Genomic DNA, 23,933 nt, shown 5'->3' with positions numbered 1-23,933 from the left:
TAACCAAAGGCGGCTAGTAACATGGGTTTGAGTTCGGCCCTCGCCAGTGCGATGAGCGGTCTGCGTGCCAACCAGGCCGCGCTCTCGATCGTCTCCTCGAACGTCGCAAATTCGCAGACGCCGGGTTACGTCGTCCAGACGCCGAACCAGATCGAGGTAACGACCGGCGACTTCGGCTCGACGGCGATGACCACCGGTGTCAGCCGCGAGCTCGACAGCTACGTGCTGAACCAGCTACGGACCGAGACCGGCGGCAGCGGCTACGCCGACCAGATGGCCAACATCCTGAAGCAGCTTCAGAATGTCTATGGCACGCCCGGCAATTCCGGCACGCTCGAAACTGCGCTGAACAATTTCACCACGGCGCTGCAGGCGCTGTCGACAAGCTCGGGCGCGTCGTCGGCGCAGACCGTGGCCCTCGGCGCGGCCCAGGCGCTGGCACAGCAGCTCAACGTCACGACCAAAGGCATCCAGTCGCTGCGCTCCAATGTCGAGCAGGATCTCGGCACTTCGGCGCAAGCCGCCAACGCGGCGATGCGGCAGATCGCCGATATCAACACCAGGCTCCAGGGCCTGTCGGCCAACGATCCCTCGGCGGCGACGCTGATGGACCAGCGCGACCAGGCCATCAACACGCTGTCGAAATATGTCGACGTCCGCGTCACCACCGACGGCTCGAACCAGGCCAACATCTACACCACGACCGGGATTCAGCTCGTCGGCGCCGGGCTCGCCTCGGAATTCTCCTTTGCGTCCGCCGGCGCGCTGTCGGCGACCTCGCTCTACAACATCGATCCGGCCAAGTCTGGCGTCGGCGCGTTCAACATCAAGCTGCCGAACGGCTCGCAGCTCGACGTCGTCGCCAACAACGTGGTGTCTTCCGGCCAGATCGCGGCTGACCTGAAGCTGCGCGACCAGACGCTGGTGCAGGCGCAGAACCAGATCGACCAGCTCGCCGCCACGATGTCGAGCGCGCTGTCCGACAAAACCACGGCCGGCAGCACGGTCTCCGGTCCGCCGGCCGGATTCGATCTCGACCTCGCCGGTGCGGCGCCGGGCAACACCGTCAACATCGCCTACACGGACACGACCACCAACACGCAGCGCCAGATTACGCTGGTCAACGTGACTGATCCGGCCGCGTTGCCGCTGCAGAACGCGACGAATGCCAATCCGATGCGGATCGGCATCAACTTCGCCGGCGGCATGGGCGCGATCGCCTCTGCGCTCAACACCGCGCTATCAGCCACGCATCTGTCGTTCGCCGCCGCCCCGTCGCCGGCGACGGCCACGACGCTGCGGCTAGCCGACGACAACACCGGCCTTGCCAAGGTCAATTCGGCCTCGACCACCAAGACGATCTCGTCGCTGACCTCGGGCAACCCGCAACTGCCGCTGTTCACCGACGGCGGCCAGGCGCTCTACACCGGCGCGATCACCGCGTCGGGTTCGCAGATGACCGGCCTTGCCGGGCGCATCGCCGTGAACACGCAGCTGGTTTCCGATCCGACCCGGCTGTCGGTCTACAACACCTCGCCGGTGACGCCCGCGGGCGATACCACGCGTTCGGACTATCTCTACTCCCAGCTCACCAATGCGGTGTTCTCCTATTCGCCGCAGAGCGGGCTCGGCTCGGCGAACCAGCCCTTCACCGGCAGCGTTTCGAATTACCTCCAGCAGTTCCTGAGCGTGCAGGCCAATGCCGCGACCCAGGCGACCCAGCTCCAGCAGGGCCAGAGCGTCGTGGTCTCGACGCTCCAGGCCAAATTCAACTCGACCTCCAGCGTCAACCTGGACTCGGAGATGTCGAACCTGATCCAGCTTCAGAATGCCTATGCCGCCAACGCCCACGTCATGTCGGTGGTGCAGAGCATGATGAACACGTTGCTCCAGGCTCAAGGCTAACAAGTAACAGGGCTCTGAAACATGTCGATCAGCAGCATCAACTACTCGTCGTCGGTTCTGGGCTCGCAGATCCGCAACATCAATCAGCAGCTCACCGACCTGTCGACGCAGCTTTCGACCGGCAAGCTGTCGCAGAACTATTCCGGCATGGGCACCAACGAGGGTTTTGCGATCGCCGGGCGCGCGCAGCTCTCCAACATCGCCGCCTATACCGACACGATCACCAACGTCAATGTCAGCATCAACCTCGCCAATACCGCCCTGCAGTCGCTGACGAAGATCCGCAGCACGGTGCAGACGGGCTCGGCCTCTACCGCGCAGGATCTCAACGTCAACGGCCAGACGGTCGCGCAGAACACCGCGGCCGCCCAGTTCGGCTCAATGGTCGGCGTTCTCAACACGCAGACCGGCAGCCGCTATCTGTTCTCCGGAACGGCCGTCAACACCCAATCGGTCGCCGATGCCGGCGACATCATCAACGGCACCACGACGCAGGCGGGGTTCAAGACCGTCATGGCGGAGCGCCAAGCCGCCGACCTCGGCGCCAACGGCATGGGCCGTCTGGTGCAGACGCAGCCGACGCCGAGTTCGGTGCAAGTCGCGGAAGACGCCGCCGGGTCACCGTTCGGGCTCAAGATCAAGTCGGTCTCCTCGACGTTGACCGGTGCGACCGTCACCGGCCCGAGCGGCTCGCCGGTGTCGTTCTCGGTCGATCTCAACGGCGTCAACCCGAACAACGGCGACAAGCTGAGCGTCCAGTTCACCCTGCCGGACGGCACGACCGAGCAGATCGACCTGACCGCCTCGACGGCGACGCCGACCCCGCTCGGCAACTTCGCGATCGATGCAAGCGTCCCCGTCAATCCGAACAACACGGCCGCGAACCTCAACACGGCGCTGAACACCGCGATCACCAAGCTCGCCAACACCTCGCTGGTGGCGGCATCCGCGGTCGTCGCCGGCGACAACTTCTTCAACAGCGCGAGCTCTGCAATCGGCGCGCCCGTCAATAACCAGGCGACGCCGCCGGCCCCTGTCTCCGGCGCGACGGCACTGTCCGGCGCGAGCCCCTCGGACTCGATCTCGCCGGGCTTCGTCGCCGGCGACACCATCACCGTCAACGGCACCACGCTGACCTTTGTCGCTTCCGGCGCGACCGGCAACCAGCTCAACGTCACCGATAGCATCCAGACCCTCTTGAGCAGGATCGACCAGATCACGGGGACGTCGAAGCCCTCGACCGTCCATGGCGGCTCGATCACGATCAACACCGACGATGCGGCGAGCCTCAGCATCACGAGCTCGAATACGGGCGCGCTGAGTTCGCTCGGTTTCAATTCGACGCCCGTGACCGCCACGCAACCGCCGCTGCGCGTCGGCTCGTCGCCGGCGAGTTCGGCGACCACGCTGGTGAACGGCTCGGCCAATACAGTGAAATGGTACTTGGGCGACGACGGGCCGGGCTCGCCGCGCTCAACCGCGATGGCGCGGGTCGACGATGCCGTGACGGTGCAATATGGCGCCCAGGCGAATGAGGATGCGATCCGCCGGCAATTGCAGGCGATCGCGGTGTTCGGGACCTTCTCGACCTCGCCAACCGGCCAATATTCGGGCGGGCAGGTTTCCGCGCTGAGCCTGCGGGTGACGCAGGCGCTGACCCAGCAGCCCGGGCAGCAGCGCATCGAGGACATCCAGACTGACATCGCGATGGCCCAGAACACGATGAAGGATGCGTCCACGCGCCAGACCCAGGCCAAGGCGCAGCTCCAGACCATCATCGACCAGGCGGAATCAGCCTCGCCGGACCAGGTCGCGAGCGAGATCCTGGCGCTGCAGAATGCGCTCCAGGCGTCCTACCAGGTGACCTCGAACCTGGCGCAGCTCTCGCTCGTCAAGTTCCTGTAAGGACGCGTTAAGACGCCGTTAACCATGCCTCTTTACCTCTTGGTGAGGATTGGAGCGGGGGCGGAGCTGGGGATGGCAGACAAGATGCAACTGGTGGTGGCCACGCCATGCTTCGGCGGGCAGGTGTCGAGCATCTATGCGAGCTCGATCTTCGCGCTCCAGCGCGCCGTCCACGGCATGTCCAATCTCGAGCTCAAGGTGCATTTGCGCGACGGCGACGCGCTGATCACGCGCGCGCGGGCCAATCTGGTCGCACTGTTCCTGGATGATCCCAAGGCGACGCATTTCCTTTTCATCGATGCCGACATCGGCTTCAAGCCGGAGCAGGTGTTCCGGCTGATCGAATGCGGCGCCGACCTCGTGGCCGGCTGCTATCCGATCAAGCGGGTCAACTGGGACAAGGCGAAGCGCGCAATTGAGGCCGGCCGCGCTGACGTGCCGCCGGCTGCGCTCGATTACGTGCTGGAGATCGAGGATCCCGAGTGCATCGTGGTCGTCAACGGCTTCACCCGCGTGCGCTATGCCGGCACCGGCTTCCTGATGATCCGGCGCCACGTGCTGGAAGCGATGTGCCGCCACCCCGACTACGCCAACTTGCAATTCTTCCGCGAGCATTCGCACGATACGCTGGCGGCGAGCCTGAACCGGTTCGCGCTGTTCGAATGCATGATCGATCCAGCGACCGGAACGTATCTGTCCGAGGACTTCGCCTTCTGCAAGCGCTGGACCGACATCGGCGGCGAGATCTGGGCCGACATCCAGAGTTCGCTCGATCACGTTGGACCGTCGGTGTTCCACGGCGATATCGCCTCGCAATTCGCGCCGGCGCCCACAGCGGCGGCGGCCCATGCGGCGTGAGCCTTTCGGGATGAGCGCCGGCGCGTACGCCGACCGTATCGGCTTTGCGCAGCTGACGCGCCAGGCTTTCGAAGGTGTCGATTTGCAGCCGTTGCGCGACCAGCTCGTGGTCCGGATCAGAGAGGGGACGGCGCAGGCGGGCGAAGGCCTGGATCTGTCGCTGATCGTCCAGCTTCTTGGCGACAAGGAGGCAGGGCTTGCGATCCAGTCGGAGGTGCTGACCTTCCATCAGTTGTTTCGTACGCCCAGCGCTGCCCCGAAGCCGGGCTTGCGCGTGCTCGCGCTTGCAGCCGACATCGACATGGGCGGCAACACGCCGATCGACTTCCTGCTCGAAGGGTCCGACATCGAGCTGTTGACGCTCTATGTGGTCAAGGGCGTCGGTCTGCCGGAGAACTTGCCCGAGCACGACGTCGCCATCGTGGTTGCATCCGATTCCGAGGAATGCCGGGACGCGCTCGCGCTGATCGAGAAGGCCGCGCCACATTGGCCGCGGCCGCTGCTCAATCGCCCCGATCTCATCGGCAACCTCGATCGCGACAAGCTGTACCGGCTGCTGACGGGTGTGCCCGGCCTCGACATTCCCGCGACCGTCCACGCCACGCGCGCGCAATTGTCGGAGCTCGCGCTGGGGCGGATCGCCTGCAATTCCATCGCGGAAGAATTGCACTTTCCGATGATCGCGCGACCGCGCGGCTCGCATGCCGGCGTCGGGCTCGCCAAGCTCGCTGATGCGGCGGCGCTATCGGCCTATCTCGGCGAACGGCAGGAGGAGGACTTCTTCGTCGCACGCTTCGTCGACTATGTCAGCCCCGACGGGCTCTATCGCAAATATCGCCTCGCCATGATCGACGGCAAGCCTTACGCTTGCCACATGGCGATCGCCGATCGCTGGGACATCTGGTATCTCAACGCCTACATGGCATTCAGCGAGGAGAAGCGGGCCGAGGAGGCCATCTTCATGCTCGACTTCGACCACACCTTCGCGGTGCGCCACAGGAGCGCGCTCGAGGAGATGAGCAGACGCGTCGGGCTCGACTATTTCATCGTCGATTGCGCCGAGAACCAGGACCGTGAGCTCCTGGTCTTCGAAGCCGACAACACCGCCGTCGTGCACAACATGGATTCGCCGGTCGTGTTTCCCTACAAGCCGCCGCAGATGCGCAAGATATTTGCGGCGTTCACGGCGATGCTGTCGCGGCATGCATGCGCGGGCAAGGAGAGCGCAGCATGAACGAGATCATCCGCAACACGCCCGGCTCGGTCACCCACACATCACTCGATCCGCAGGACTGGAGCGAGTTTCGCGCGCTGGCCCATCGCATGCTGGACGAGGCGATCGACGGCGTCGCCAACATTCGGGCGCGTCCGGTCTGGCAGCCGATCCCCGACGAGGTCCGCGCGGCATTCAAGGCCGACGTGCCGCGCCAGGCGAGCGGCCTCCCCGATGTCTATCGCGATTTTGCCGAGCATGTCGCGCCCTATGCGACCGGCAACGTCCATCCGGGCTTCATGGGCTGGGTCCATGGTGGTGGCACGGCGGTCGGCATGCTCGCGGAGATGCTCGCAGCCGGCCTCAATGCCAATCTTGGCGGACGCGACCACATGCCGATCGAGGTTGAGCGCCAGATCGTCGCGTGGATGCGCCGCCTGTTCGCGTTTCCGGACGACGCGAGCGGCATCTTCGTCACGGGCACGTCGATGGCCAATCTGATGGCGGTGCTAGTGGCACGTACGAACGCGCTCGGCGCGCTCGCGCGCCAGCATGGTATCGGCAATGACGGCGCGCTGCTCACGGCCTATACGTCGCACGCCGCACATGGCTGCATCCCGCGGGCGATGGACATTGCCGGGCTCGGTACGGACGCGCTACGCAAGATCGGTGTCGATGCCGATCATCGCATCGATGTTGCCGCGCTGCGCGCGCAGATCGCTGTTGATCGCGAAGTCGGATTCAAGCCGTTCCTGGTGGTCGCATCGGCCGGCACGGTCGATGTCGGCGCGATCGACGATCTCAAGGCCGTCGCGGAGCTGTGCCGCGAGGAGGGGATCTGGTTTCACGTTGACGGTGCTTTCGGAGCGCTCGCGATCATGTCACCCGAGCTCGCACCGCTGCTTGGCGGCATCGAGCTCGCGGATTCCATTGCGCTCGACTTCCACAAATGGGGACAAGTGCCTTATGACGCCGGCTTCCTGCTGGTGCGCGACGGCGAGCAGCATCGGCAGGCGTTTGCGCAGCCCGCGGCCTATCTGCGCCGGGAGGCGAGGGGACTTGCGGCGGGTGCGGTCTGGCCCTGCGATCTCGGACCTGATCTGTCGCGCGGCTTCCGTGCGCTGAAGACCTGGTTCACTCTGAAGACGTTCGGCACCGATCGGCTCGGTGCGGTGATCGCGCGAAGCTGCGCGCTCGCAAAATATTTGGAGGCGCGCATCCTGGCCGAGCCGCGGCTGGAATTGCTGGCGCCGGTCAATCTCAACATCGTCTGCTTCCGCTATCGCGCCGATGACGCGGTCAATCGCGAGATCGTCGCCGACATCCAGGAGTCGGGCGTCGCGGCACCGTCGAGCACGACGCTTGATGGCAGGTTTGCGATCCGTGCCGCGATCGTCAATCACCGCACCGATGAGAGGGACATCGATGCGCTGGTCGCGGCCGTGCTGGAGTTCGGCGCTCGGCGCAGTGGCGGCGTGATCGAGGTGGAGGCGCCGCCGCTCACGGCGCAGTAGCATCAGGAACCTTCAAAACAAAACGCCCCGGACCTGGTCCGGGGCGTTTTTGCTTCAGATGTTGCGAAGCGCTCAGGCGGCCGAGCTGACCTCGCCCTTGACCTCGTCCTTGGGATGGGTGGCCTCGAACTGCTCACGCAGCTTGTCTTCGTAGGCGATCAGCTTGCGGGCTTCCTTCAGTGCCCGATAGAGATCGCCGCTCATGATGTTGTTGTTGATGCCCTCGATGATCGGCCAGGCGCTCGGCACCGCGGTGACGATGTCGCGGACGAGGTTGAAATAGGTGCCGTGCTGGGTCTGCGGATCCGGCGAGATGTACATGAGCTGCACCGCCAGATAGACCAGCTTGGCGGGCGTATTTGCGGTCTCCGGCGTGAGGATGTCGCGCTCGCGCAGGATCGGCACGTTGTCGCCATCGATTAGGAGGCGGGCGCGCTGGTCGGTGTTGGTAATCACGCAGTTACCGACGATGATGCGTTCGTGCGGTCTGAGCTCGACCTTGAGGGCCATGCCTGTTCTCCATCAACGCTTTTGTAACCGAGTGGCGCGCGCGCCCAGTCAATGGCGGCTGCCGGCTCTGATTGGGTCCAATCCTTGCCGAATGTGGTTAACGGGTCGTAAACACCGACCTCTGCGCGAAAAAGCCGAATGATGTCAATACTGTGCGCGATGACAAGGACGAGGTTTGAAAGTTCGCCCGAGGGCATTTTGCGCGCGACGCGGACAAACCCGAGGTTTCATTTCACGGATTGTTAGAGGCTCGGAGGCACCGTCCGCCGGTCGTTTGATCAATCTCGGTCAGACAGGACGCGTAGCTACCAGAAAGGTAACAGTATGTCCGGTATCGTTCTCTCCTCCTCGGTTCGTCAGAACCTGCTCTCCCTCCAGTCCACCGCCGACCTCCTCGCCACCACCCAGTCGCGTTTGTCGACCGGCAAGAAGGTGAACTCGGCGCTCGACAACCCCACCAACTTCTTCACCGCCCAGTCGCTCGACAACCGCGCCAGCGACATCAACAACCTGCTCGATGGCATCGCCAACGGCGTGCAGGTGCTGCAGGCCGCCAACACCGGCATCACCTCGCTGCAGAAGCTGCTGGACTCCGCGAAGTCGATCGCCAACCAGGCGCTGCAGACCACGGTCGGCTATTCGACCAAGTCCAACGTCTCGACCACGATCGCGGGTGCGACCTCGTCCGACCTGCGCGGCACCACGACCTACACCAGCACGACCGCGCTCTCCAACGTGCTGTTCTCCGGCGCTGCCGGCGGCGCGACCGTTGCGAGCGGAACGACGACGCTCGGCGGTGTCTCGGCTGCGCTGACCGGCTCGGCTGCAGTTGCCGGCGACGGTACGACCGCCTTCAGCGGCGCCTTGAAGCTGGCCGGTACCGCCGGTGCGACGACCATCGCTGCCAACGCGGCACCTACCGATGGCGAAACGCTGACCGTCGATGGCCACACGATCACTTTCAAGGCCGCGGACGTTCCGACCGGGACGAATATCCCGTCGGGATCCGGCACCGTCGGCAATGTCCTCACGGACGGTAACGGTAACTCGACCGTCTATCTTGGCGCTACGGCTGCGACGGGTACTGCGCAGGACCTGCTGAATGCCATCGACATTGCCAGCGGAGCTCAGACGGTCTCGATCGCCAGTGGCGCTGCTACCCTGAGCGGCGGCGGCACTGCTAACAGCATCGCCGCCGGCAAGGTTACCCTGAACACGGGTACCGGCGCTGACCTCAGCATCACCGGCCGGTCCGACCTTCTGAAGGCCCTCGGCCTGACGGGCGCGGCCGGCAGCGGCCAGGTCACCGTCACCCAGGCGCGTTCGACCGCTTCGACCACGCTCGGGACCCTGATCCAGGACGGATCGACGCTGAACGTGGACGGTAAGACGATCACGTTCTCGAACGCGAAGACGCCCACCACCGTCGCAACGGGTTCCACCCAGGTCGGCAATTTGGTCACGGATGGAAACGGCAACTCGACCGTTTACCTTCAGGCCGGCAACGTCAACGACATTCTGAATGCCATCGATCTCGCGACCGGTGTGCAGACCGTCAAGACGGCGGGTGCTTCCGGTGCTCTGCAGACGACCGCAGGCGCCAAGAACTCGTCGATCGTGGCCGGTGCGCTCAACCTCTCGACCGGTGCGAACGCGGACCTGTCGATCACCGGCACCAAGAATGCGCTGTCCGCGCTCGGGCTGACTGGCTCCACCGGCACGGGCACCGCCTTCACGGCGAGCCGGTCCGCGGCGTCGGGTGGCATCTCGGGCAAGACCTTGACCTTCTCCTCCTTCAATGGCGGCACGGCGGTCAACGTCACGTTCGGTGATGGTACCGGCGGCACGGTCAAGACGCTCGATCAGCTCAACACGCAGCTTCAGGCCAACAACCTGACGGCCACGATCGATGCCAACGGCCTGCTCACTGTGTCTGCGACCAACGACTATGCGTCGTCGACGATCGGATCTGCCGCCGCTGGTGGCACGATCGGCGGCACGATCACTTCGACTCTGACTTGGTCGAACGCGACCGCGCCGGTTGCTGATGCTGTTGCCCAGGCCACCCGTACCAACCTGGTGTCCCAGTACAACAACATCATGACTCAGATCGACACGACGTCGCTGGACGCGTCGTTCAACGGTGTCAACCTGCTCAACGGCGATCAGCTCAAGCTGGTGTTCGACGAGACCGGCAAGTCCAACCTCAGCATCACCGGCGTGACCTTCAACTCGAAGGGTCTGGGTCTGGCTGGTCTGGTGCAGGGCACCGACTTCATCGACAACGCCGCGACCAACAAGGTGCTGACCAAGCTGAACACGGCGTCGAGCACGCTGCGTTCGGAAGCCTCGACGCTCGGTTCGAACCTCTCGGTCGTGCAGGTGCGTCAGGATTTCAACAAGAACCTGATCAACGTGCTCCAGACCGGTTCGTCCAACCTGACGCTGGCCGATACCAACGAGGAGGCGGCCAACAGCCAGGCGCTGTCGACCCGCCAGTCGATCGCGGTCTCGGCGCTGTCGCTCGCCAACCAGTCGCAGCAGAGCGTGCTCCAGCTGCTTCGCTAATAGCGGCTGACATCGCAATCAAGTCATGGCGGCGGGGCTTCGGCTCCGCCGCTTTCTTTGTTGGCGTTCGGCTTCGAAACACAGCGCTCTGTAACCGTCGGTTATGGTTAATGGAGCGTAAGCGCAGAGAATCGCCAACGATTTCAGTCTGATTGCCCGACCGCGTGGCGCCGCTCGCCAGTTTATGGTGAACCGACGCTTATGTGGGCAAGGCTCGTTTCACCCTTTGTTAGCCATGACCGCGCAGGCTGTGCCCGTCACTCGATCCGAAGCGATCGAACGAAGATGCGTAAACCAGAAGGGTAAGAGTTATGTCCGGTATTGTTCTCTCTGCGTCGGTTCGTCAGAACCTGCTCTCCCTCCAGTCCACCGCCGACCTCCTCGCCACCACCCAGTCGCGTTTGTCGACCGGCAAGAAGGTGAACTCGGCGCTCGACAACCCCACCAACTTCTTCACCGCCCAGTCGCTCGACAACCGCGCCAGCGACATCAACAACCTGCTCGATGGCATCGCCAACGGCGTGCAGGTGCTGCAGGCCGCCAACACCGGCATCACCTCGCTGCAGAAGCTGCTGGACTCCGCGAAGTCGATCGCCAACCAGGCGCTGCAGACCACGGTCGGCTATTCGACCAAGTCCAACGTCTCGACCACGATCGCGGGTGCGACCTCGTCCGACCTGCGCGGCACCACGACCTACACCAGCACGACCGCGCTCTCCAACGTGCTGTTCTCCGGCGCTGCCGGCGGCGCGACCGTTGCGAGCGGAACGACGACGCTCGGCGGTGTCTCGGCTGCGCTGACCGGCTCGGCTGCAGTTGCCGGCGACGGTACGACCGCCTTCAGCGGCGCCTTGAAGCTGGCCGGTACCGCCGGTGCGACGACCATCGCTGCCAACGCGGCACCTACCGATGGCGAAACGCTGACCGTCGATGGCCACACGATCACTTTCAAGGCCGCGGACGTTCCGACCGGGACGAATATCCCGTCGGGATCCGGCACCGTCGGCAATGTCCTCACGGACGGTAACGGTAACTCGACCGTCTATCTTGGCGCTACGGCTGCGACGGGTACTGCGCAGGACCTGCTGAATGCCATCGACATTGCCAGCGGAGCTCAGACGGTCTCGATCGCCAGTGGCGCTGCTACCCTGAGCGGCGGCGGCACTGCTAACAGCATCGCCGCCGGCAAGGTTACCCTGAACACGGGTACCGGCGCTGACCTCAGCATCACCGGCCGGTCCGACCTTCTGAAGGCCCTCGGCCTGACGGGCGCGGCCGGCAGCGGCCAGGTCACCGTCACCCAGGCGCGTTCGACCGCTTCGACCACGCTCGGGACCCTGATCCAGGACGGATCGACGCTGAACGTGGACGGTAAGACGATCACGTTCTCGAACGCGAAGACGCCCACCACCGTCGCAACGGGTTCCACCCAGGTCGGCAATTTGGTCACGGATGGAAACGGCAACTCGACCGTTTACCTTCAGGCCGGCAACGTCAACGACATTCTGAATGCCATCGATCTCGCGACCGGTGTGCAGACCGTCAAGACGGCGGGTGCTTCCGGTGCTCTGCAGACGACCGCAGGCGCCAAGAACTCGTCGATCGTGGCCGGTGCGCTCAACCTCTCGACCGGTGCGAACGCGGACCTGTCGATCACCGGCACCAAGAATGCGCTGTCCGCGCTCGGGCTGACTGGCTCCACCGGCACCGGCACTGCCTTCGCGGCGAGCCGCGCCGCGGCGTCGGGTGGCATCTCGGGCAAGACCTTGACCTTCTCCTCCTTCAATGGCGGCACGGCGGTCAACGTCACGTTCGGTGATGGTACCGGCGGCACGGTCAAGACGCTCGATCAGCTCAACACGCAGCTTCAGGCCAACAACCTGACGGCCACGATCGATGCCAACGGCTTGCTCACTGTGTCTGCGACCAACGACTATGCGTCCTCGACGATCGGATCCGTCATCGCGGGCGGTGCGATCGGCGGCACGATCACGACAGCCTTGACTTGGACGAACGCGACGACCCCGATCGTCGACGCAGTTGCCCAGGCCACCCGCTCGAACCTGGTTGCCCAGTACAACAACATCATGTCGCAGATCGACACGACGTCGGTGGACTCCTCCTTCAACGGCGTGAACCTCTTGAACGGCGATCAACTCAAGCTGGTGTTCGACGAGACCGGTAAATCGAGCCTGAACATCACCGGCGTGACCTTCAACTCGAAGGGTCTGGGTTTGGCTGGCCTGGTGCAGGGTGTCGATTTCATCGACAACTCCGCGACCAACAGGGTCCTGGCCAAGCTGAACGCAGCCTCGAGCACGCTGCGTTCGGAAGCCTCGACGCTCGGTTCGAACCTCTCGGTCGTGCAGGTGCGTCAGGACTTCAACAAGAACCTGATCAACGTGCTCCAGACCGGCTCGTCCAACCTGACGCTGGCCGATACCAACGAGGAAGCGGCCAACAGCCAGGCGCTGTCGACCCGCCAGTCGATCGCAGTCTCGGCGCTGTCGCTCGCCAACCAGTCGCAGCAGAGCGTGCTCCAGCTGCTTCGCTAATAAGCGACTGAAATCACGGAACTAAAACCGGCGGCGGGGCTTCGGCCCCGCCGCTTTTTTCGTTCGTGCAAGGGCTCGATCGAACCCGTGCTCCGAGCCGGGAGGGGCGCTAACCCGGCATTAACCTTGTCCCTTAAACCGGCGTTAACCTTACTTTAAAGGACAGCCCCTAAAACTGGACAAAAGCCCGCTTTCCAGATCGGCGAGCCACGATTCGTATCCGGTTCAAAAGGAAGACCCGCCAATGTCCAACATCGTTCTCTCGGCGTCGGTTCGCCAGAACCTGTTGTCGCTGCAGTCGACGGCCGACCTGCTGTCCACGACGCAGCAGCGCCTTTCGACCGGGAAAAAGGTCAACACCGCGCTCGACAACCCGACCAACTTCTTTACCGCGCAGGGGTTGGACAACCGGGCGAGCGACATCAGCAATCTCCTCGACGGCATCAACAACGGTGTGCAGGTGCTGCAGGCCGCCAACACCGGCATCACCTCGCTGCAAAAGCTGATCGACAGCGCCAAGTCGATCGCCAACCAGGCGCTCCAGACCACAGTCGGCTACTCGACCAAGTCGAACATCTCGACCACGATCCCTGGCGCGACGCCGGCTGATCTGCGCGGCACCACGAGCTATACATACGCAACGGCAACCGGCAATGTGGTCACCAACGGTACCGCTGGCGGCACGACACCGGCGACCACCACGACCACGCTCGGCGGCATCTCGCAGTCGCTGGTCGGTTCGGCTGCTCCTGATGGTGCCGGCACCGCCGCCAGCCTTGCTGCGGGTCTGACGCTGCTCGGCACGCCCAGCGCGAGCACTATCGCGGCGAACGGTGCTCCGTCGGATGGTGATGTGCTCGTCGTGGACGGCAAGACCATCACATTCAGGGCCGGCGCTGCGCCCGCGGTGGCCAACGTTCCTGCCGGGTCCGGCAAGAACAACAACGTCGTCACCGACGGCAATGGCAACTCGACTGTCTATCTCGGGACAAACGCCGCTCCGGCCGCAACCGTCCAGGACGTGATGGATGCGATCGACCTTGCAAGCGGCGTGCAAAAGGCTGCCATCACGGGCGGCACCGCGACGCTGTCGAGCTCGTCCGGCGCCAACGCCTCCATCACCTCTGGTGTTCTCACGCTCACCACTGGTACCGGCGCCGACCTCAGCATCACCGGCAAGGCCGACTTCCTCAAGGCGCTCGGTCTGACAACCGCGACCGGGTCCGGCAATGTCAATGTGACCAAGGCGCGCCTGACGACTTCGGCGACGCTCGGCACTCTCGTTCAGGACGGCTCCACGCTCAATGTGGATGGCAAGACGGTCACGTTCAAGAATGCGGCCGCTCCTGCTGCCGCGCCGACAGGCTCCACCAAGATCGGCAACATCGTGACGGACAACAACGGCAACTCCGTCGTGTATCTCCAGGGCGGAAACGTTCAGGATTCGTTGAACGCGATCGATCTGGCTTCGGGGGCCGGCATCGTCAGCGGCGGCGCCGTGGTTGCGGCGAGCGGTTCGTCGCTGTCCTCGGTCGTGAATGGCGCTCTCAAGCTCAGCACCGGCACCACGGCGGATCTGTCGATCACTGGAACCGGCAACGCGCTGTCCTCGTTCGGTCTGACCGGTCCCACCGGCACCGGCACGGCCTTCACCGCGGGACGCGCGCCGGGAGTAGGCAGCATCTCGGGCAAGACCCTGACGTTTACCTCCTTCAACGGCGGCACGGCGGTCAACGTCACCTTCGGCGACGGCACCAACGGCACCGTCAAGACACTCGATCAGCTGAACTCGCAGCTTCAGGCGAATCACCTCACGGCGACAATCGACGCCAACGGCGTGCTCACGATCACCACCGTGAACGAATACGCGTCTTCGACGCTCGGCTCGGTGACGGCCGGCGGCGTCGTCGGTGGTACGATCACCGGTACGGTTGCCTTTACGACGGCCCAGCCGCCGATCCAGGATCCGGTCGCGCAGACCGCGCGCTCGAACCTCGTCAACCAGTTCAACAACATCCTGGCGCAGATCGACACGACGTCGCAGGACGCCTCCTTCAACGGCGTCAACCTGCTCAACGGCGACACGCTGAAGCTGATCTTCAATGAGACCGGCAGCTCGACGCTCGGCATCAATGGCGTGGTGTTCAACGCGGCGGGCCTCGGTCTCAGCAACCTCGTCAACGGCGTCGATTTCATCGACAACGGCGCCACCAACAGGGTGCTCGCGAGCCTCAACGCGGCCTCGAGCACGTTGCGCTCGGAGGGCTCTGCGCTCGGCTCGAACCTCTCGATCGTGCAGGTGCGTCAGGACTTCTCCAAGAACCTGATCAACGTGCTCCAGACCGGCTCGTCCAACCTGACGCTCGCCGATACCAACGAGGAAGCGGCCAACAGCCAGGCGCTGTCGACCCGGCAGTCGATCGCGGTCTCCGCGCTGTCGCTGGCGAACCAGTCGCAGCAGAGCGTGCTCCAGCTGCTCCGCTAATTTCACGATGCAAGATACTGAATTGAACATCACGGCGGGGCTCACGCTCCGCCGTTTTTATGGAGATCGCTAAGGAAGGATTAGCCGAGATTGATGCGCGTCGTGCGAGGCGTGTTTACAGCATCCGTGCGCGCATCTAGCCTTGCGGCGACGAAGGACTCCGCGACCGTAATAATCCGGAGTCCTTCCACTCGTCACGTAAGCAAAATCTTAAGCGGTGCTGCCTAGGGTCGGGAAAGAAATCCTTAAGCGCGTTCAACGCGCTAGGTAACCTCCAGGGTGTGATTGATGTCGACTTCCGCTGCCTCGGCCTACGCGCGTGTTGCAACGACCACTGCATCTCCTCGCGACATCGAGGCGCAAACCTTGCTCAAGGCCGCGAACAAGCTTCAGGATGCGGTGAACAACGCCGATCCGCTCAGCGAGCAGACCATGCAGGCCCTGATGTTTAACCGCAAGCTCTGGACCATCTTCTTGAGCGAGGCGATGCGCGACAACAATCCGCAGCCGATCGACGTGCGGCAGAAGATCGCCAACATCAGCGTGTTCGTGCTGAGCCAGACCGCCGCGCTGCAGATGAGCCCGCAGTTCGATCACTTCCGTCCGCTGATCGAGATCAACCGCAATATCGCAGCTGGTCTGTCCGGAAGGCCGTGACAGCAAGCCGCCTGCGTCAGTCGAGCATTCTGTCGAGTGCGGGCCAAGGTCACGCCGACCTATGCGGCAAGCCAGACCTATCTCGATATTGCCGTTACGCCGCTCGACGCTCGATCGTCAGGCGCTGCGGTCGGTGCTGAGCGGGCGCGAGGGTTCGGACTTCAGATCCAGCGCATGGAAATAGGCCCGCCGGCGCAGCATCGCTTCGTCGGGGAACTGGTTGACCACCGCGTCGGTCTTGTCGTTGACGACCTGGAAGACGAAGGATGCGGCCGCCTGGTCGAACACGACTTGGCGCGAGACGTTCTCGTGGCTTGGCGGATCATTGCGCACGGGCACGCCCGTGTCGCTGGCGGCGACCGTCTGCCGCACCGGAAGATCAGTTTGCACAGCCTCGTTCGCCGCCGCGTTGGACGTCGGTACGATCTGCACGGGGGCCGGGATCCCCACCGGCCGGATGCTGAAATCTGTACTCATTGGCAGCCTCCTGGTTGCCTAGTATTGAGTCAAATCCCAACCCCTCTCATTGCGCAAGCATGGAACACCAGGACTGAATACCTGGTAAGCAAACGTGCCTAACCGGGCGACGACATCGCCGCGCGGTTTTTCATAAAATTGTCTCTTGTTCTTCCGGGCGCTCAGAGCGAGCGGCTGACCGCGAGCGGCGTGATGTGACGCGGGCCGGGGGCCGCGCGACGACCCGCAGCCGTATAGGTGTTCGGCACGTTGCGCTTCTGGATCTCGGCATTGACGCCGCGCACAACGCTCTCGGACACCGCGTGTGCGGTGGCGAGCACGGTGAGGTTGACCTGAAGCATGGCGCGGAACGCATCGTGGTGGCGATGCAACGTCGAGAGCAACTCGGGCGCGGATTTGGCGAGTTGGGCCTGGTTCGCTTTCAGCTGGCTGACGGCGCCGACATAGTTGCGCGACAACTCTTGCTTCTTGCCCTCGAGCGTCATCGCCTCGCGGACGTTGCCGGCGCGGACGAGCTCGGTCTCGCGCTCGATCAGTCCGAGCAGGGCGCTCATTGCATCCATCAGGTTCTCGCCGATCTTGCGTGCCTCGGCGCTGCCATGCACGGGGTTCGGGCGCTGCGCTTGCATCGGCTGACGTGAGGCGTGGGAATGGTTCATCTCGTTTGACCTTATGCCGTGCGGATCGTTTTCGCCTGTTGCATGATCAGGGTGCGGTAGACTTCGGTGGCGACGCCGACGCCGCCGGCCTTGGCGAAGTTCTTCGAATATTGCTCCGTCAGCATCGAGCGCCACACGCCGGTTCCAGGCGTGTCGCCGAATGGGCCTTCGCCCTTCAGGCCGGAGGTCATTTGCGAGAACATGCTGTTGAGGAACATCGCCTCGAAATCGGTGGCGGTCTTCTGCGCCTTGGCCTGCTGTTGCGGTGAGACTTTTTGCAAGGCGCTCGCGAACTCGAAATCCGGCCGGCCGTTGCGGCTCTCGACCGAGAAGGCCGAAGCGTTGGCGACGCGCGGGGCGTTGATCGTGCCGGTCTGCATCACATCACCTCGATGTCGGCTTCGATCGCGCCGGCGGCCTTGATCGCCTGAAGGATGCTGATCATGTCGCGGGGGCCGATGCCGAGGCCATTGAGGCCGTCGACGAGCTGCTGGAGCGATACGCCGTCCTTGACGACGGCCAGTTTTTTCCCGTCCTCGGTGACGGTGACGCTGCTGCGCGGCGCAACCACAGTCCGCCCGCGCGACAACGGGTTGGGCTGGCTCACCTGGGGGCTCTCGGAGATCGTCACGGTGAGGTTGCCCTGCGCCACCGCAACCGTGGCGACGCGGACGTCGCGGCCCATCACGATGATGCCGCTGCGCTCGTCGATGACGATCTTGGCAGCGAGATCGGGATCGACCTGGAGCTGCTCGATCTCCGTGAGAAAGGCGACGACGTTGCCCTTGAACTCCAGCGGGATCGACAGCTGCACCGTCGAGGGGTCGATCGGCTCGGCGGTCTTGACGCCGAGATAGTCGTTGACGGCGGCCGCGATGCGTTTGGCCGTGGTGAAGTCGGCATTGCGCAGCGCTAGGCGCACGTTCGGCAGGCGATTGAGCGCGAACTCGATCTCGCGCTCGATGATGGCGCCGTTGGCAATGCGCCCGACGGTCGGCACGCCGCGCACGATTTTCGCCGCTTCGCCCTCAGCCTGGAAGCCGGAGATCGCGAGCGAGCCCTGCGCAACCGCATAGACGTTGCCGTCGGCGCCGAGCAGGGGGGTGACAAGCAGGGTGCCGCCCTGGAGGTTCTTGGCGTCGCCGAGCGCGGAGACGGTGACGTCCATGCGCGTGCCCTGGGTGGCGAACGCCGGCAAATTGCCCGTCACCATCACAGCGGCGACGTTGCCGGTGCGGATGGTGGCGCCGCGGATGTTGACGCCCATGCGCTCGAGCATCGCCTGCAGCGATTGCTTGGTGAAGGGGATGTTGTTGAGCGTGTCGCCGGTGCCGTTGAGGCCGACGACGAGGCCGTAGCCGATGAGCTGGTTCTGCCGCACGCCCTCGATATTGGCGAGGTCCTTGATGCGCGATGTCGCGCTCGCAGGCGTGACCGAGAGCGCCAGCGCCGACAGCGCGGCACAGGCCACCCCAACAATCCTCACCCAACGAACGCCTGGCATCCTCTGCTCCCCAAAGGTTCCCTAAAAAGGGCTCCTCAAATCAAAGGACCGTCTGCGACACTCCCATGACGAGCTGGTCCGGCGCTTTCCTTGCGAGCGCCGTGCCAAGCGAGGGCAGCAGGGTAGGTGGCTGAATAGGTTGAATAAATCTGTTCCGACGGTGTCAGCCGGCGTTCGCCTTGAGGAGCGAAACTGCCGCCCGTCGGCAGATTTTGCCGAGCCGTTTACGCGCCGTTAACCGTAGGACGGCGAAGGTGAGGCATCGATCACCCGGATTGCTGCGATGCGCATCTACGGACCGAACGGCACCACGCTTGGAACGCCGGCCACCCAGGCCCGGCGGACGGGTTCCGGCACCTTTGTCCTGCCCGACACCTCGTCGGCGCAGGAGACGCGGAGCGCTGCCGCGCCGAAAGCCGCCGCCAACATCGATGCGTTGCTTGCACTGCAAGGCGTCGAAGAAGATCCGGTCGCGCGCCGCAAGCGCTCGGTCGCCCGCGGCAAGACTGCGCTCGACGTGCTCGACGACCTCAAGATGGGGCTCCTGTCCGGCAATCTCGACGCCTCGACCGTGATGCGGCTGCGCGACGCGGCGGCGAACCTGAAATCGTCGTCGGGCGATCCCGGACTGGATTCCGTGCTCTCGGAGATCGAGCTGCGGGTGGAGGTCGAACTGGCGAAGGCCGGCCGGGCGTAAGTCAGGCAGGCTATCATCGCCTGCGAAGCGGGCGATCCAGTATTCCAGAGACAGACGTTGTTGACCCAAGAAGCCGCGGCGTATTGGGCGGATTCAATCGGTCGTCGTAACACTCTAGCAAAAGAGGTTGGGGTGCAGAGCGCGCTCCTGCGAGAGCGCCTAGGCCGCCGCTTCCTCCTTCTGTTGTGCGTCGTAGCGGCGCTGGGCGGCGAGCACGTCCTTCAGATTCTGCTCGGCCCAATCGCGCAGGGGATCGACCGCCGCCGCCAGCGTCAGCCCGAGCTGCGTGATCGAATATTCCACCGTGACAGGCACCGTCGGGATGGCGCGGCGCCTGATCAGGCCGTCGCGTTCGAGCGATTTGAGAACCTGACTCAGCATCTTCTGTGAAATGCCTTCAATCCTGCGGCGCAACTGATTGAAACGCATCGGCTGCTCGCGCAGCAGCAAGAGGATCAGCACCGCCCATTTGTCGCCGACGCGATCGAGGATCTGGCGCGTTGGACAGTTCGCTGCATAGACGTCTGGCTTCATCGTCGAGTCCTCGGATTCCTTCCTGGTGCTTTGCGAATATGCTTGGCGGTTACTCCAGCGTTATCAGGTAAGCACAAGGTGCTCTCTTAACACCAGCATTCTTTGCGATATCTAGTCGCTACTAGTTACTAACCAAGCAAAGGAGCCTCCATGAAAATCGCAGTTGCCGGCGCCTCGGGCCGGGCCGGATCGGAAATCACCAGGGAATTGTCTCGTCGCGGCCATAGCGTCACCGCCATTGCTCGCAACCCCGAAAAGATCGCGGCCCTGCCGAACGTCACGCCCGCCAAGGGCGACGTGCTCGATCAGGCCGGCCTTGCCAAGCTGTGGGCTGGGCACGACGTCGCCGTGAGTTCCGTGCATTTCCTGGCCACCGACCCGCTCAGGCTGATCGGCGCTGCGAAGGACTCCAAGGTTGGCCGCTACCTCGTTGTCGGTGGCGCCGGCAGCCTGGAAGTGGCGCCGGGCGTGAAACTGGTGACGACTCCCAACTTTCCCGCCCAGTACAAGGCGGAGGCGGAAAAGGGCGGGGCCTTCCTGGACCTGTTGCGGCAGGAAAAGACCCTGAACTGGACCTTCATCTCGCCGTCGGCGCTGTTCGTCGAGGGCGAGCGGACGGGCAAGTTCCGGCTCGGGAGCGACCAGCTTCTCGCAGATGCGAACGGAAAGAGCTGGATCACCTTCGCCGACTACGCCATTGCGCTCGCGGACGAGATCGAGCGGCCGGCCCATCCGAGGCAGCGTTTCACGGTCGGCTACTGAGCTGTCAGCCGCCCCCGGGCCTTTGCGGATAAACCTTCCTGTGCAAGGGCTTGGGGGCGGCGACCGAGGCGGCAGGGAAATATTGTCTGTCACAGGAGGCCGCTATATAACGCCCCGCTCGACGGACCCCGTTCCGTTTGCGAGTCGTTGCTTAGACAGATAGGCCGCCCTTTGGAAAAGTTGAAAAACTACCGTCCGACCGACAAAGAGCCTTTCATGAACGACCGGCAGAAGGAGTACTTTCGTCTGAAGCTCCTCGCCTGGAAGGATGAGATCCTCAAAGAGTCCAAGCTCACCCTGCAAGCCCTGCAGGAGGAGAACGTGAACCACCCCGATCTCGCCGATCGGGCTTCGTCTGAAACCGACCGTGCCATCGAACTCCGCGCCCGCGACCGCCAGCGTAAGTTGATCGCCAAGATCGACGCCGCGCTTCAGCGCATCGAGGACAACACCTACGGCTATTGCGAGGAAACCGGCGAGCCGATCTCGTTGAAGCGGCTCGAGGCTCGGCCCATCGCGACGCTCTCGGTGGAGGCGCAGGAGCGCCACGAGAAGCGCGAGAAGGTCTATCGCGACGAATAGAGCCCGAGCCGCAGAGTTGCGGCTCTTTGTTTTTGGGACGCAGGGCGTCGCTTGAACGTCGCTGGTTCGGCGCGTAGGTTCGCGCCGCTATGATGATTCGCACTCTCAATATCGCTTCGGTTTTCTTCCTGGGCTGATCCTGCTTCCAGCCGGAAGCGCTGATCGACCGCGCAGGCTGCCGCCTGGCGGGACTCCAGTGAACCGAAATGAGCCGGCCGGGCTTCGCATGACGCGGGCCAAGGATGGCTGGCGACAGCTTTGAGAGACAATAATCATGAGCGATCGAGATGACGCGCTTGCCCTTGAGCCTGCGCAAATCCAGCAATTCATTGAACAGGGCTTTGTCCGGATCGACAACGCCTTTCCCCGCGCACTCGCCGAGCAAGCACGAGCCATCCTGTGGCGCGATCTACCGTGCAGCGAACACGATCCGTCGACCTGGACGCGCCCTGTGATCCGGCTGTCCGGCTATGGCGGTCCGCCATTTCGAGAGATCGCCAACATGCCGGTGCTGCATCGCGCGTTCGACCAGCTGGTCGGCGCCGGCCGTTGGCGGGCGCGCAAGGATATCGGCGGCACCTTTGCCGTGCGCTTCCCACATCCGGACGATCCCGGCGATGCTGGCTGGCACATCGACCTCAGCTTTCCCGGCGAGGACTGCGACCCCAACGAGCGGCACGACTATTCGGCGTGGCGAGCCAATATTGTCTCGCGCGGCCGCGCGCTGCTGATGTTGTTCCTGTTCTCCGATGTTGGCGAGCACGACGCGCCGACGCGGATCAGGAGCGGCTCGCACATGCCGATGGCGCGCTATCTCGCGCCGGCGGGAGAGGCGGGTCGTGCGCGGATGGTGCTGGATGACATGGGGGCCGATTGCGAGATCGCCCTTGCGACGGGCGAGGCGGGCACGGTCTATCTGTGCCATCCTTTCCTGGTGCACGCTGCGCAAAAGCACCGCGGACGGACACCACGCTTCATGGCACAGCCCGACCTTCCTCCGGCCGAGCCCTATCGGCTGGACGGTGTAGACCATTGCGATCCGGATCGCGCTCGGCTACGCCTGAGGCGAGCAGCTTCGGTTGGCCTGTCGTGGTGCTGGTTCAGGCACCACGACAAGGCGCCCGTCTCATGATCGCGAAATATGAATCAGGATCAATGAGGTAGCGTCGATTCCTGCAAGCTCACATGAGTTCACATGAGAAACAACATTCACTTCAGCTGCGGGGAGGGTTTTGCGAGTCGCATCAACGAGATCTACCAGCATCTTGATGCGCCGCCGCAGCGGCTTCACGCATCGCTGCAATCCGAGCCTCGGTGCTGCGTGGGGCGAGCGGGCCTGGCGCGCGGCTCCATAAGGCCCGAACCAACTCAATATTTTCTTAAGCGGCGGGAGCCTCCGTAATCGGCCCGGCCCAGCGCCGAGCAGCGCTTGTCAGGCGCGGACGGGAATGCTGAACTGAGCCGCAATGTTGCGTAGCGTGGGAGGCGGCGCCGATGGACAGGATTCTCGAAGCCGCAAAGGCGATCGCGCACGCGCGCCGCAACCATGCGCCGCTCGCGGCGCTGAAGCGCCCCCCCACGGACGAAGCCGAGGGTTATCAGGTCCAGCGCGCGCTGCACGATCTCCTGCTGCCTCATGTCGGGCCGCTCGTCGGCTACAAGATCGGTTGCACCAGCCAGGTGATGCAGGATTACATCGGTATCCCGCACCCTTGCGGTGGCGGCGTGTTCCAGAACGGCGTCCATGACAGCGGCGCCAAGCTCGCCGCCTCCAACTATGTCCGCGTCGGCGTCGAATGCGAGATCGCGGTGCGGCTGAAGCGCGACCTTGCCGCCGGCGAGGCGCCGTTCACGGCCGAATGGGTCGGCGAGGCCGTCGACGCCTACCATCCCGCGATCGAGATCGTCGACGATCGCTACATAAAGTGGGAGACGATGGGGGCGCCGACGCTGATCGCCGACGATTTCTTCGCCGCCGGCTGCGTGCTGGGACCCCTGGTTCCGCGCTCGTCGGTGCCGGATCTGAACGCGGTGAAGGGTCGGGCCATCGTCAACGACGAGGAGGTGAGCCAAGGCACCGGCGCCGACGTGCTCGGTCATCCCCACAACGCACTCGCCTGGCTCGCCAACCATCTCGCCGCCGAAGGCAAGAGCCTGCATGCAGGACAGCTCGTGCTCACCGGCAGCTTGGTGAAGACGCTCTGGCTGAAGGCCCGCGACAAGGTGCGCATGGAGCTGGACGGATTGGGGACGGTGGAGGCGGAGTTTACGTGAGGGGGCTACGGCATTCTATGCTGTCATTCCGCGCGAAGGCGGCGAATCCAGTACGCCGCGCCGCATCGATTTAGCAACGGGGGCCTTGGAGTACTGGATCGTTCGTCCGCCTTCGCGGACGATGACAGGGGGGAGAGTAGATAGCGCCCGGCCAAGCTCGTCATTGCGACGGTGTTTGAGGCAGCGACGTCGTTTCTATGGCGCGACCTGACTCACAGCCCGCTAGCATCCACCTCCAAAATACATGCGGCCTCCGGCAGGGGAGCTACCGGAG

At 64.0% G+C, this 23,933-nt stretch carries 20 protein-coding genes; 14 read left to right on the top strand and 6 right to left on the bottom strand.

Annotation, left to right across the window (positions count from 1 at the left end; translation table 11 throughout):
- Nucleotides 1-21 precede the first annotated feature (21 nt).
- From flgK to IVB12_RS15020, 5 genes are all read left to right on the top strand, one after another.
- Complete coding sequence (gene flgK / locus IVB12_RS15040; protein WP_247300126.1) at nt 22-1,905, top strand: flagellar hook-associated protein FlgK; 1,884 nt, start codon at nt 22-24, stop codon at nt 1,903-1,905.
- Between the two features lie 21 nt (nt 1,906-1,926).
- Nucleotides 1,927-3,810, top strand: a complete 1,884-nt coding sequence (locus tag IVB12_RS15035; protein WP_247300124.1) for a flagellar protein — start codon at nt 1,927-1,929, stop codon at nt 3,808-3,810.
- Between the two features lie 72 nt (nt 3,811-3,882).
- Nucleotides 3,883-4,668 (top strand): hypothetical protein, encoded by a 786-nt coding sequence (locus IVB12_RS15030; protein WP_247300123.1) that lies wholly within the window; start codon nt 3,883-3,885, stop codon nt 4,666-4,668.
- A gap of 10 nt (nt 4,669-4,678) precedes the next feature.
- Complete coding sequence (locus tag IVB12_RS15025) at nt 4,679-5,902, top strand: hypothetical protein (RefSeq protein WP_247300121.1); 1,224 nt, start codon at nt 4,679-4,681, stop codon at nt 5,900-5,902.
- Nucleotides 5,899-7,395, top strand: a complete 1,497-nt coding sequence (locus tag IVB12_RS15020; protein WP_247300119.1) for an aspartate aminotransferase family protein — start codon at nt 5,899-5,901, stop codon at nt 7,393-7,395. Before IVB12_RS15025 ends, IVB12_RS15020 begins: the two co-directional genes overlap by 4 nt.
- Nucleotides 7,396-7,467: 72 nt before the next feature.
- Here the strand turns inward: IVB12_RS15020 and flbT are convergent, their stop codons facing one another.
- Complete coding sequence (flbT, locus tag IVB12_RS15015) at nt 7,468-7,905, bottom strand: flagellar biosynthesis repressor FlbT (protein WP_247300117.1); 438 nt, start codon at nt 7,903-7,905, stop codon at nt 7,468-7,470.
- Nucleotides 7,906-8,229: 324 nt separating this feature from the next.
- Here flbT and IVB12_RS15010 point away from each other — a divergent pair, with 324 nt between their 5' ends.
- The 4 genes from IVB12_RS15010 (at nt 8,230) to flaF (ending at nt 16,170) form a co-directional block, all read left to right on the top strand.
- Nucleotides 8,230-10,473, top strand: coding sequence for a DUF1522 domain-containing protein (locus IVB12_RS15010; RefSeq protein WP_247300115.1), 2,244 nt, complete (start codon nt 8,230-8,232; stop codon nt 10,471-10,473).
- A gap of 311 nt (nt 10,474-10,784) precedes the next feature.
- Nucleotides 10,785-13,028 carry a DUF1522 domain-containing protein gene (locus IVB12_RS15005; RefSeq protein WP_247300113.1) on the top strand — a complete coding sequence of 748 codons (2,244 nt, stop codon included), beginning with the start codon at nt 10,785-10,787 and terminating at the stop codon, nt 13,026-13,028.
- A gap of 244 nt (nt 13,029-13,272) precedes the next feature.
- On the top strand, nt 13,273-15,513 hold the full coding sequence (locus IVB12_RS15000) for a DUF1522 domain-containing protein (RefSeq protein WP_247300111.1): 2,241 nt from the start codon (nt 13,273-13,275) through the stop codon (nt 15,511-15,513).
- 288 nt (nt 15,514-15,801) lie between these two features.
- Nucleotides 15,802-16,170, top strand: coding sequence for a flagellar biosynthesis regulator FlaF (gene flaF, locus IVB12_RS14995; RefSeq protein ID WP_247300109.1), 369 nt, complete (start codon nt 15,802-15,804; stop codon nt 16,168-16,170).
- 117 nt (nt 16,171-16,287) lie between these two features.
- Here flaF and IVB12_RS14990 read toward each other — a convergent pair whose 3' ends face one another.
- The 4 genes from IVB12_RS14990 to IVB12_RS14975 all read right to left on the bottom strand — a co-directional run bounded on the left by IVB12_RS14990 (nt 16,288) and on the right by IVB12_RS14975 (nt 18,810).
- A complete protein-coding gene (locus IVB12_RS14990) occupies nt 16,288-16,647 on the bottom strand; it encodes a hypothetical protein (protein ID WP_247300107.1) in 360 nt (119 codons plus the stop codon).
- 161 nt (nt 16,648-16,808) lie between these two features.
- Nucleotides 16,809-17,306 (bottom strand): hypothetical protein, encoded by a 498-nt coding sequence (locus IVB12_RS14985; protein ID WP_247300105.1) that lies wholly within the window; start codon nt 17,304-17,306, stop codon nt 16,809-16,811.
- An 11-nt stretch (nt 17,307-17,317) separates the two neighbouring features.
- Nucleotides 17,318-17,686, bottom strand: coding sequence for a flagellar assembly peptidoglycan hydrolase FlgJ (gene flgJ, locus IVB12_RS14980; protein WP_247278669.1), 369 nt, complete (start codon nt 17,684-17,686; stop codon nt 17,318-17,320).
- Nucleotides 17,686-18,810 carry a flagellar basal body P-ring protein FlgI gene (locus tag IVB12_RS14975; RefSeq protein ID WP_247300102.1) on the bottom strand — a complete coding sequence of 375 codons (1,125 nt, stop codon included), beginning with the start codon at nt 18,808-18,810 and terminating at the stop codon, nt 17,686-17,688. Before IVB12_RS14975 ends, flgJ begins: the two co-directional genes overlap by 1 nt.
- A gap of 283 nt (nt 18,811-19,093) precedes the next feature.
- Here IVB12_RS14975 and IVB12_RS14970 point away from each other — a divergent pair, with 283 nt between their 5' ends.
- Entirely contained in the window at nt 19,094-19,507 is a 414-nt protein-coding gene (locus tag IVB12_RS14970; protein ID WP_247300101.1) for a flagellar assembly protein FliX, read from the top strand.
- A gap of 159 nt (nt 19,508-19,666) precedes the next feature.
- Here IVB12_RS14970 and IVB12_RS14965 read toward each other — a convergent pair whose 3' ends face one another.
- Nucleotides 19,667-20,041, bottom strand: coding sequence for a helix-turn-helix domain-containing protein (locus IVB12_RS14965; RefSeq protein WP_247300098.1), 375 nt, complete (start codon nt 20,039-20,041; stop codon nt 19,667-19,669).
- Nucleotides 20,042-20,191: 150 nt separating this feature from the next.
- Between IVB12_RS14965 and IVB12_RS14960 the strand changes: the two genes are divergently transcribed.
- The 4 genes from IVB12_RS14960 to IVB12_RS14945 all read left to right on the top strand — a co-directional run bounded on the left by IVB12_RS14960 (nt 20,192) and on the right by IVB12_RS14945 (nt 23,659).
- Nucleotides 20,192-20,803: an NAD(P)-dependent oxidoreductase gene (locus IVB12_RS14960; protein WP_247300096.1), complete on the top strand. Its 612-nt coding sequence runs from the start codon at nt 20,192-20,194 to the stop codon at nt 20,801-20,803.
- A gap of 216 nt (nt 20,804-21,019) precedes the next feature.
- A complete protein-coding gene (gene dksA, locus IVB12_RS14955; RefSeq protein ID WP_085966600.1) occupies nt 21,020-21,385 on the top strand; it encodes an RNA polymerase-binding protein DksA in 366 nt (121 codons plus the stop codon).
- Between the two features lie 274 nt (nt 21,386-21,659).
- Nucleotides 21,660-22,517 (top strand): phytanoyl-CoA dioxygenase, encoded by an 858-nt coding sequence (locus IVB12_RS14950; protein WP_247300094.1) that lies wholly within the window; start codon nt 21,660-21,662, stop codon nt 22,515-22,517.
- Between the two features lie 362 nt (nt 22,518-22,879).
- Entirely contained in the window at nt 22,880-23,659 is a 780-nt protein-coding gene (locus IVB12_RS14945; protein ID WP_247300092.1) for a fumarylacetoacetate hydrolase family protein, read from the top strand.
- The last annotated feature ends 274 nt before the right edge of the window (nt 23,660-23,933 follow it).

The organism is Bradyrhizobium sp. 179, assembly GCF_023073535.1.
GTDB lineage: Bacteria > Pseudomonadota > Alphaproteobacteria > Rhizobiales > Xanthobacteraceae > Bradyrhizobium.
Note: the sequence above shows the minus strand (reverse complement) of the source record. Positions and strands in the feature narration are given on the sequence as shown.

Excerpts from the sequence above, each read along its gene's own strand:
- IVB12_RS15035 (WP_247300124.1), top strand. The coding sequence starts at position 1,927 with ATGTCGATCAGCAGCATCAACTACTCGTCGTCGGTTCTGGGCTCGCAG.
- IVB12_RS15000 (WP_247300111.1), top strand. The coding sequence starts at position 13,273 with ATGTCCAACATCGTTCTCTCGGCGTCGGTTCGCCAGAACCTGTTGTCG.
- IVB12_RS15010 (WP_247300115.1), top strand. The coding sequence starts at position 8,230 with ATGTCCGGTATCGTTCTCTCCTCCTCGGTTCGTCAGAACCTGCTCTCC.
- flgJ (WP_247278669.1), bottom strand. The coding sequence starts at position 17,686 with ATGCAGACCGGCACGATCAACGCCCCGCGCGTCGCCAACGCTTCGGCC.
- IVB12_RS14990 (WP_247300107.1), bottom strand. The coding sequence starts at position 16,647 with ATGAGTACAGATTTCAGCATCCGGCCGGTGGGGATCCCGGCCCCCGTG.
- IVB12_RS14960 (WP_247300096.1), top strand. The coding sequence starts at position 20,192 with ATGAAAATCGCAGTTGCCGGCGCCTCGGGCCGGGCCGGATCGGAAATC.
- dksA (WP_085966600.1), top strand. The coding sequence starts at position 21,020 with ATGAACGACCGGCAGAAGGAGTACTTTCGTCTGAAGCTCCTCGCCTGG.
- IVB12_RS14945 (WP_247300092.1), top strand. The coding sequence starts at position 22,880 with ATGGACAGGATTCTCGAAGCCGCAAAGGCGATCGCGCACGCGCGCCGC.
- flgK (WP_247300126.1), top strand. The coding sequence starts at position 22 with ATGGGTTTGAGTTCGGCCCTCGCCAGTGCGATGAGCGGTCTGCGTGCC.
- IVB12_RS14985 (WP_247300105.1), bottom strand. The coding sequence starts at position 17,306 with ATGAACCATTCCCACGCCTCACGTCAGCCGATGCAAGCGCAGCGCCCG.
- IVB12_RS14970 (WP_247300101.1), top strand. The coding sequence starts at position 19,094 with ATGCGCATCTACGGACCGAACGGCACCACGCTTGGAACGCCGGCCACC.
- IVB12_RS15020 (WP_247300119.1), top strand. The coding sequence starts at position 5,899 with ATGAACGAGATCATCCGCAACACGCCCGGCTCGGTCACCCACACATCA.
- IVB12_RS14965 (WP_247300098.1), bottom strand. The coding sequence starts at position 20,041 with ATGAAGCCAGACGTCTATGCAGCGAACTGTCCAACGCGCCAGATCCTC.
- IVB12_RS14975 (WP_247300102.1), bottom strand. The coding sequence starts at position 18,810 with ATGCCAGGCGTTCGTTGGGTGAGGATTGTTGGGGTGGCCTGTGCCGCG.
- IVB12_RS15005 (WP_247300113.1), top strand. The coding sequence starts at position 10,785 with ATGTCCGGTATTGTTCTCTCTGCGTCGGTTCGTCAGAACCTGCTCTCC.
- IVB12_RS15030 (WP_247300123.1), top strand. The coding sequence starts at position 3,883 with ATGGCAGACAAGATGCAACTGGTGGTGGCCACGCCATGCTTCGGCGGG.
- flaF (WP_247300109.1), top strand. The coding sequence starts at position 15,802 with ATGTCGACTTCCGCTGCCTCGGCCTACGCGCGTGTTGCAACGACCACT.
- IVB12_RS14950 (WP_247300094.1), top strand. The coding sequence starts at position 21,660 with ATGAGCGATCGAGATGACGCGCTTGCCCTTGAGCCTGCGCAAATCCAG.
- flbT (WP_247300117.1), bottom strand. The coding sequence starts at position 7,905 with ATGGCCCTCAAGGTCGAGCTCAGACCGCACGAACGCATCATCGTCGGT.
- IVB12_RS15025 (WP_247300121.1), top strand. The coding sequence starts at position 4,679 with ATGAGCGCCGGCGCGTACGCCGACCGTATCGGCTTTGCGCAGCTGACG.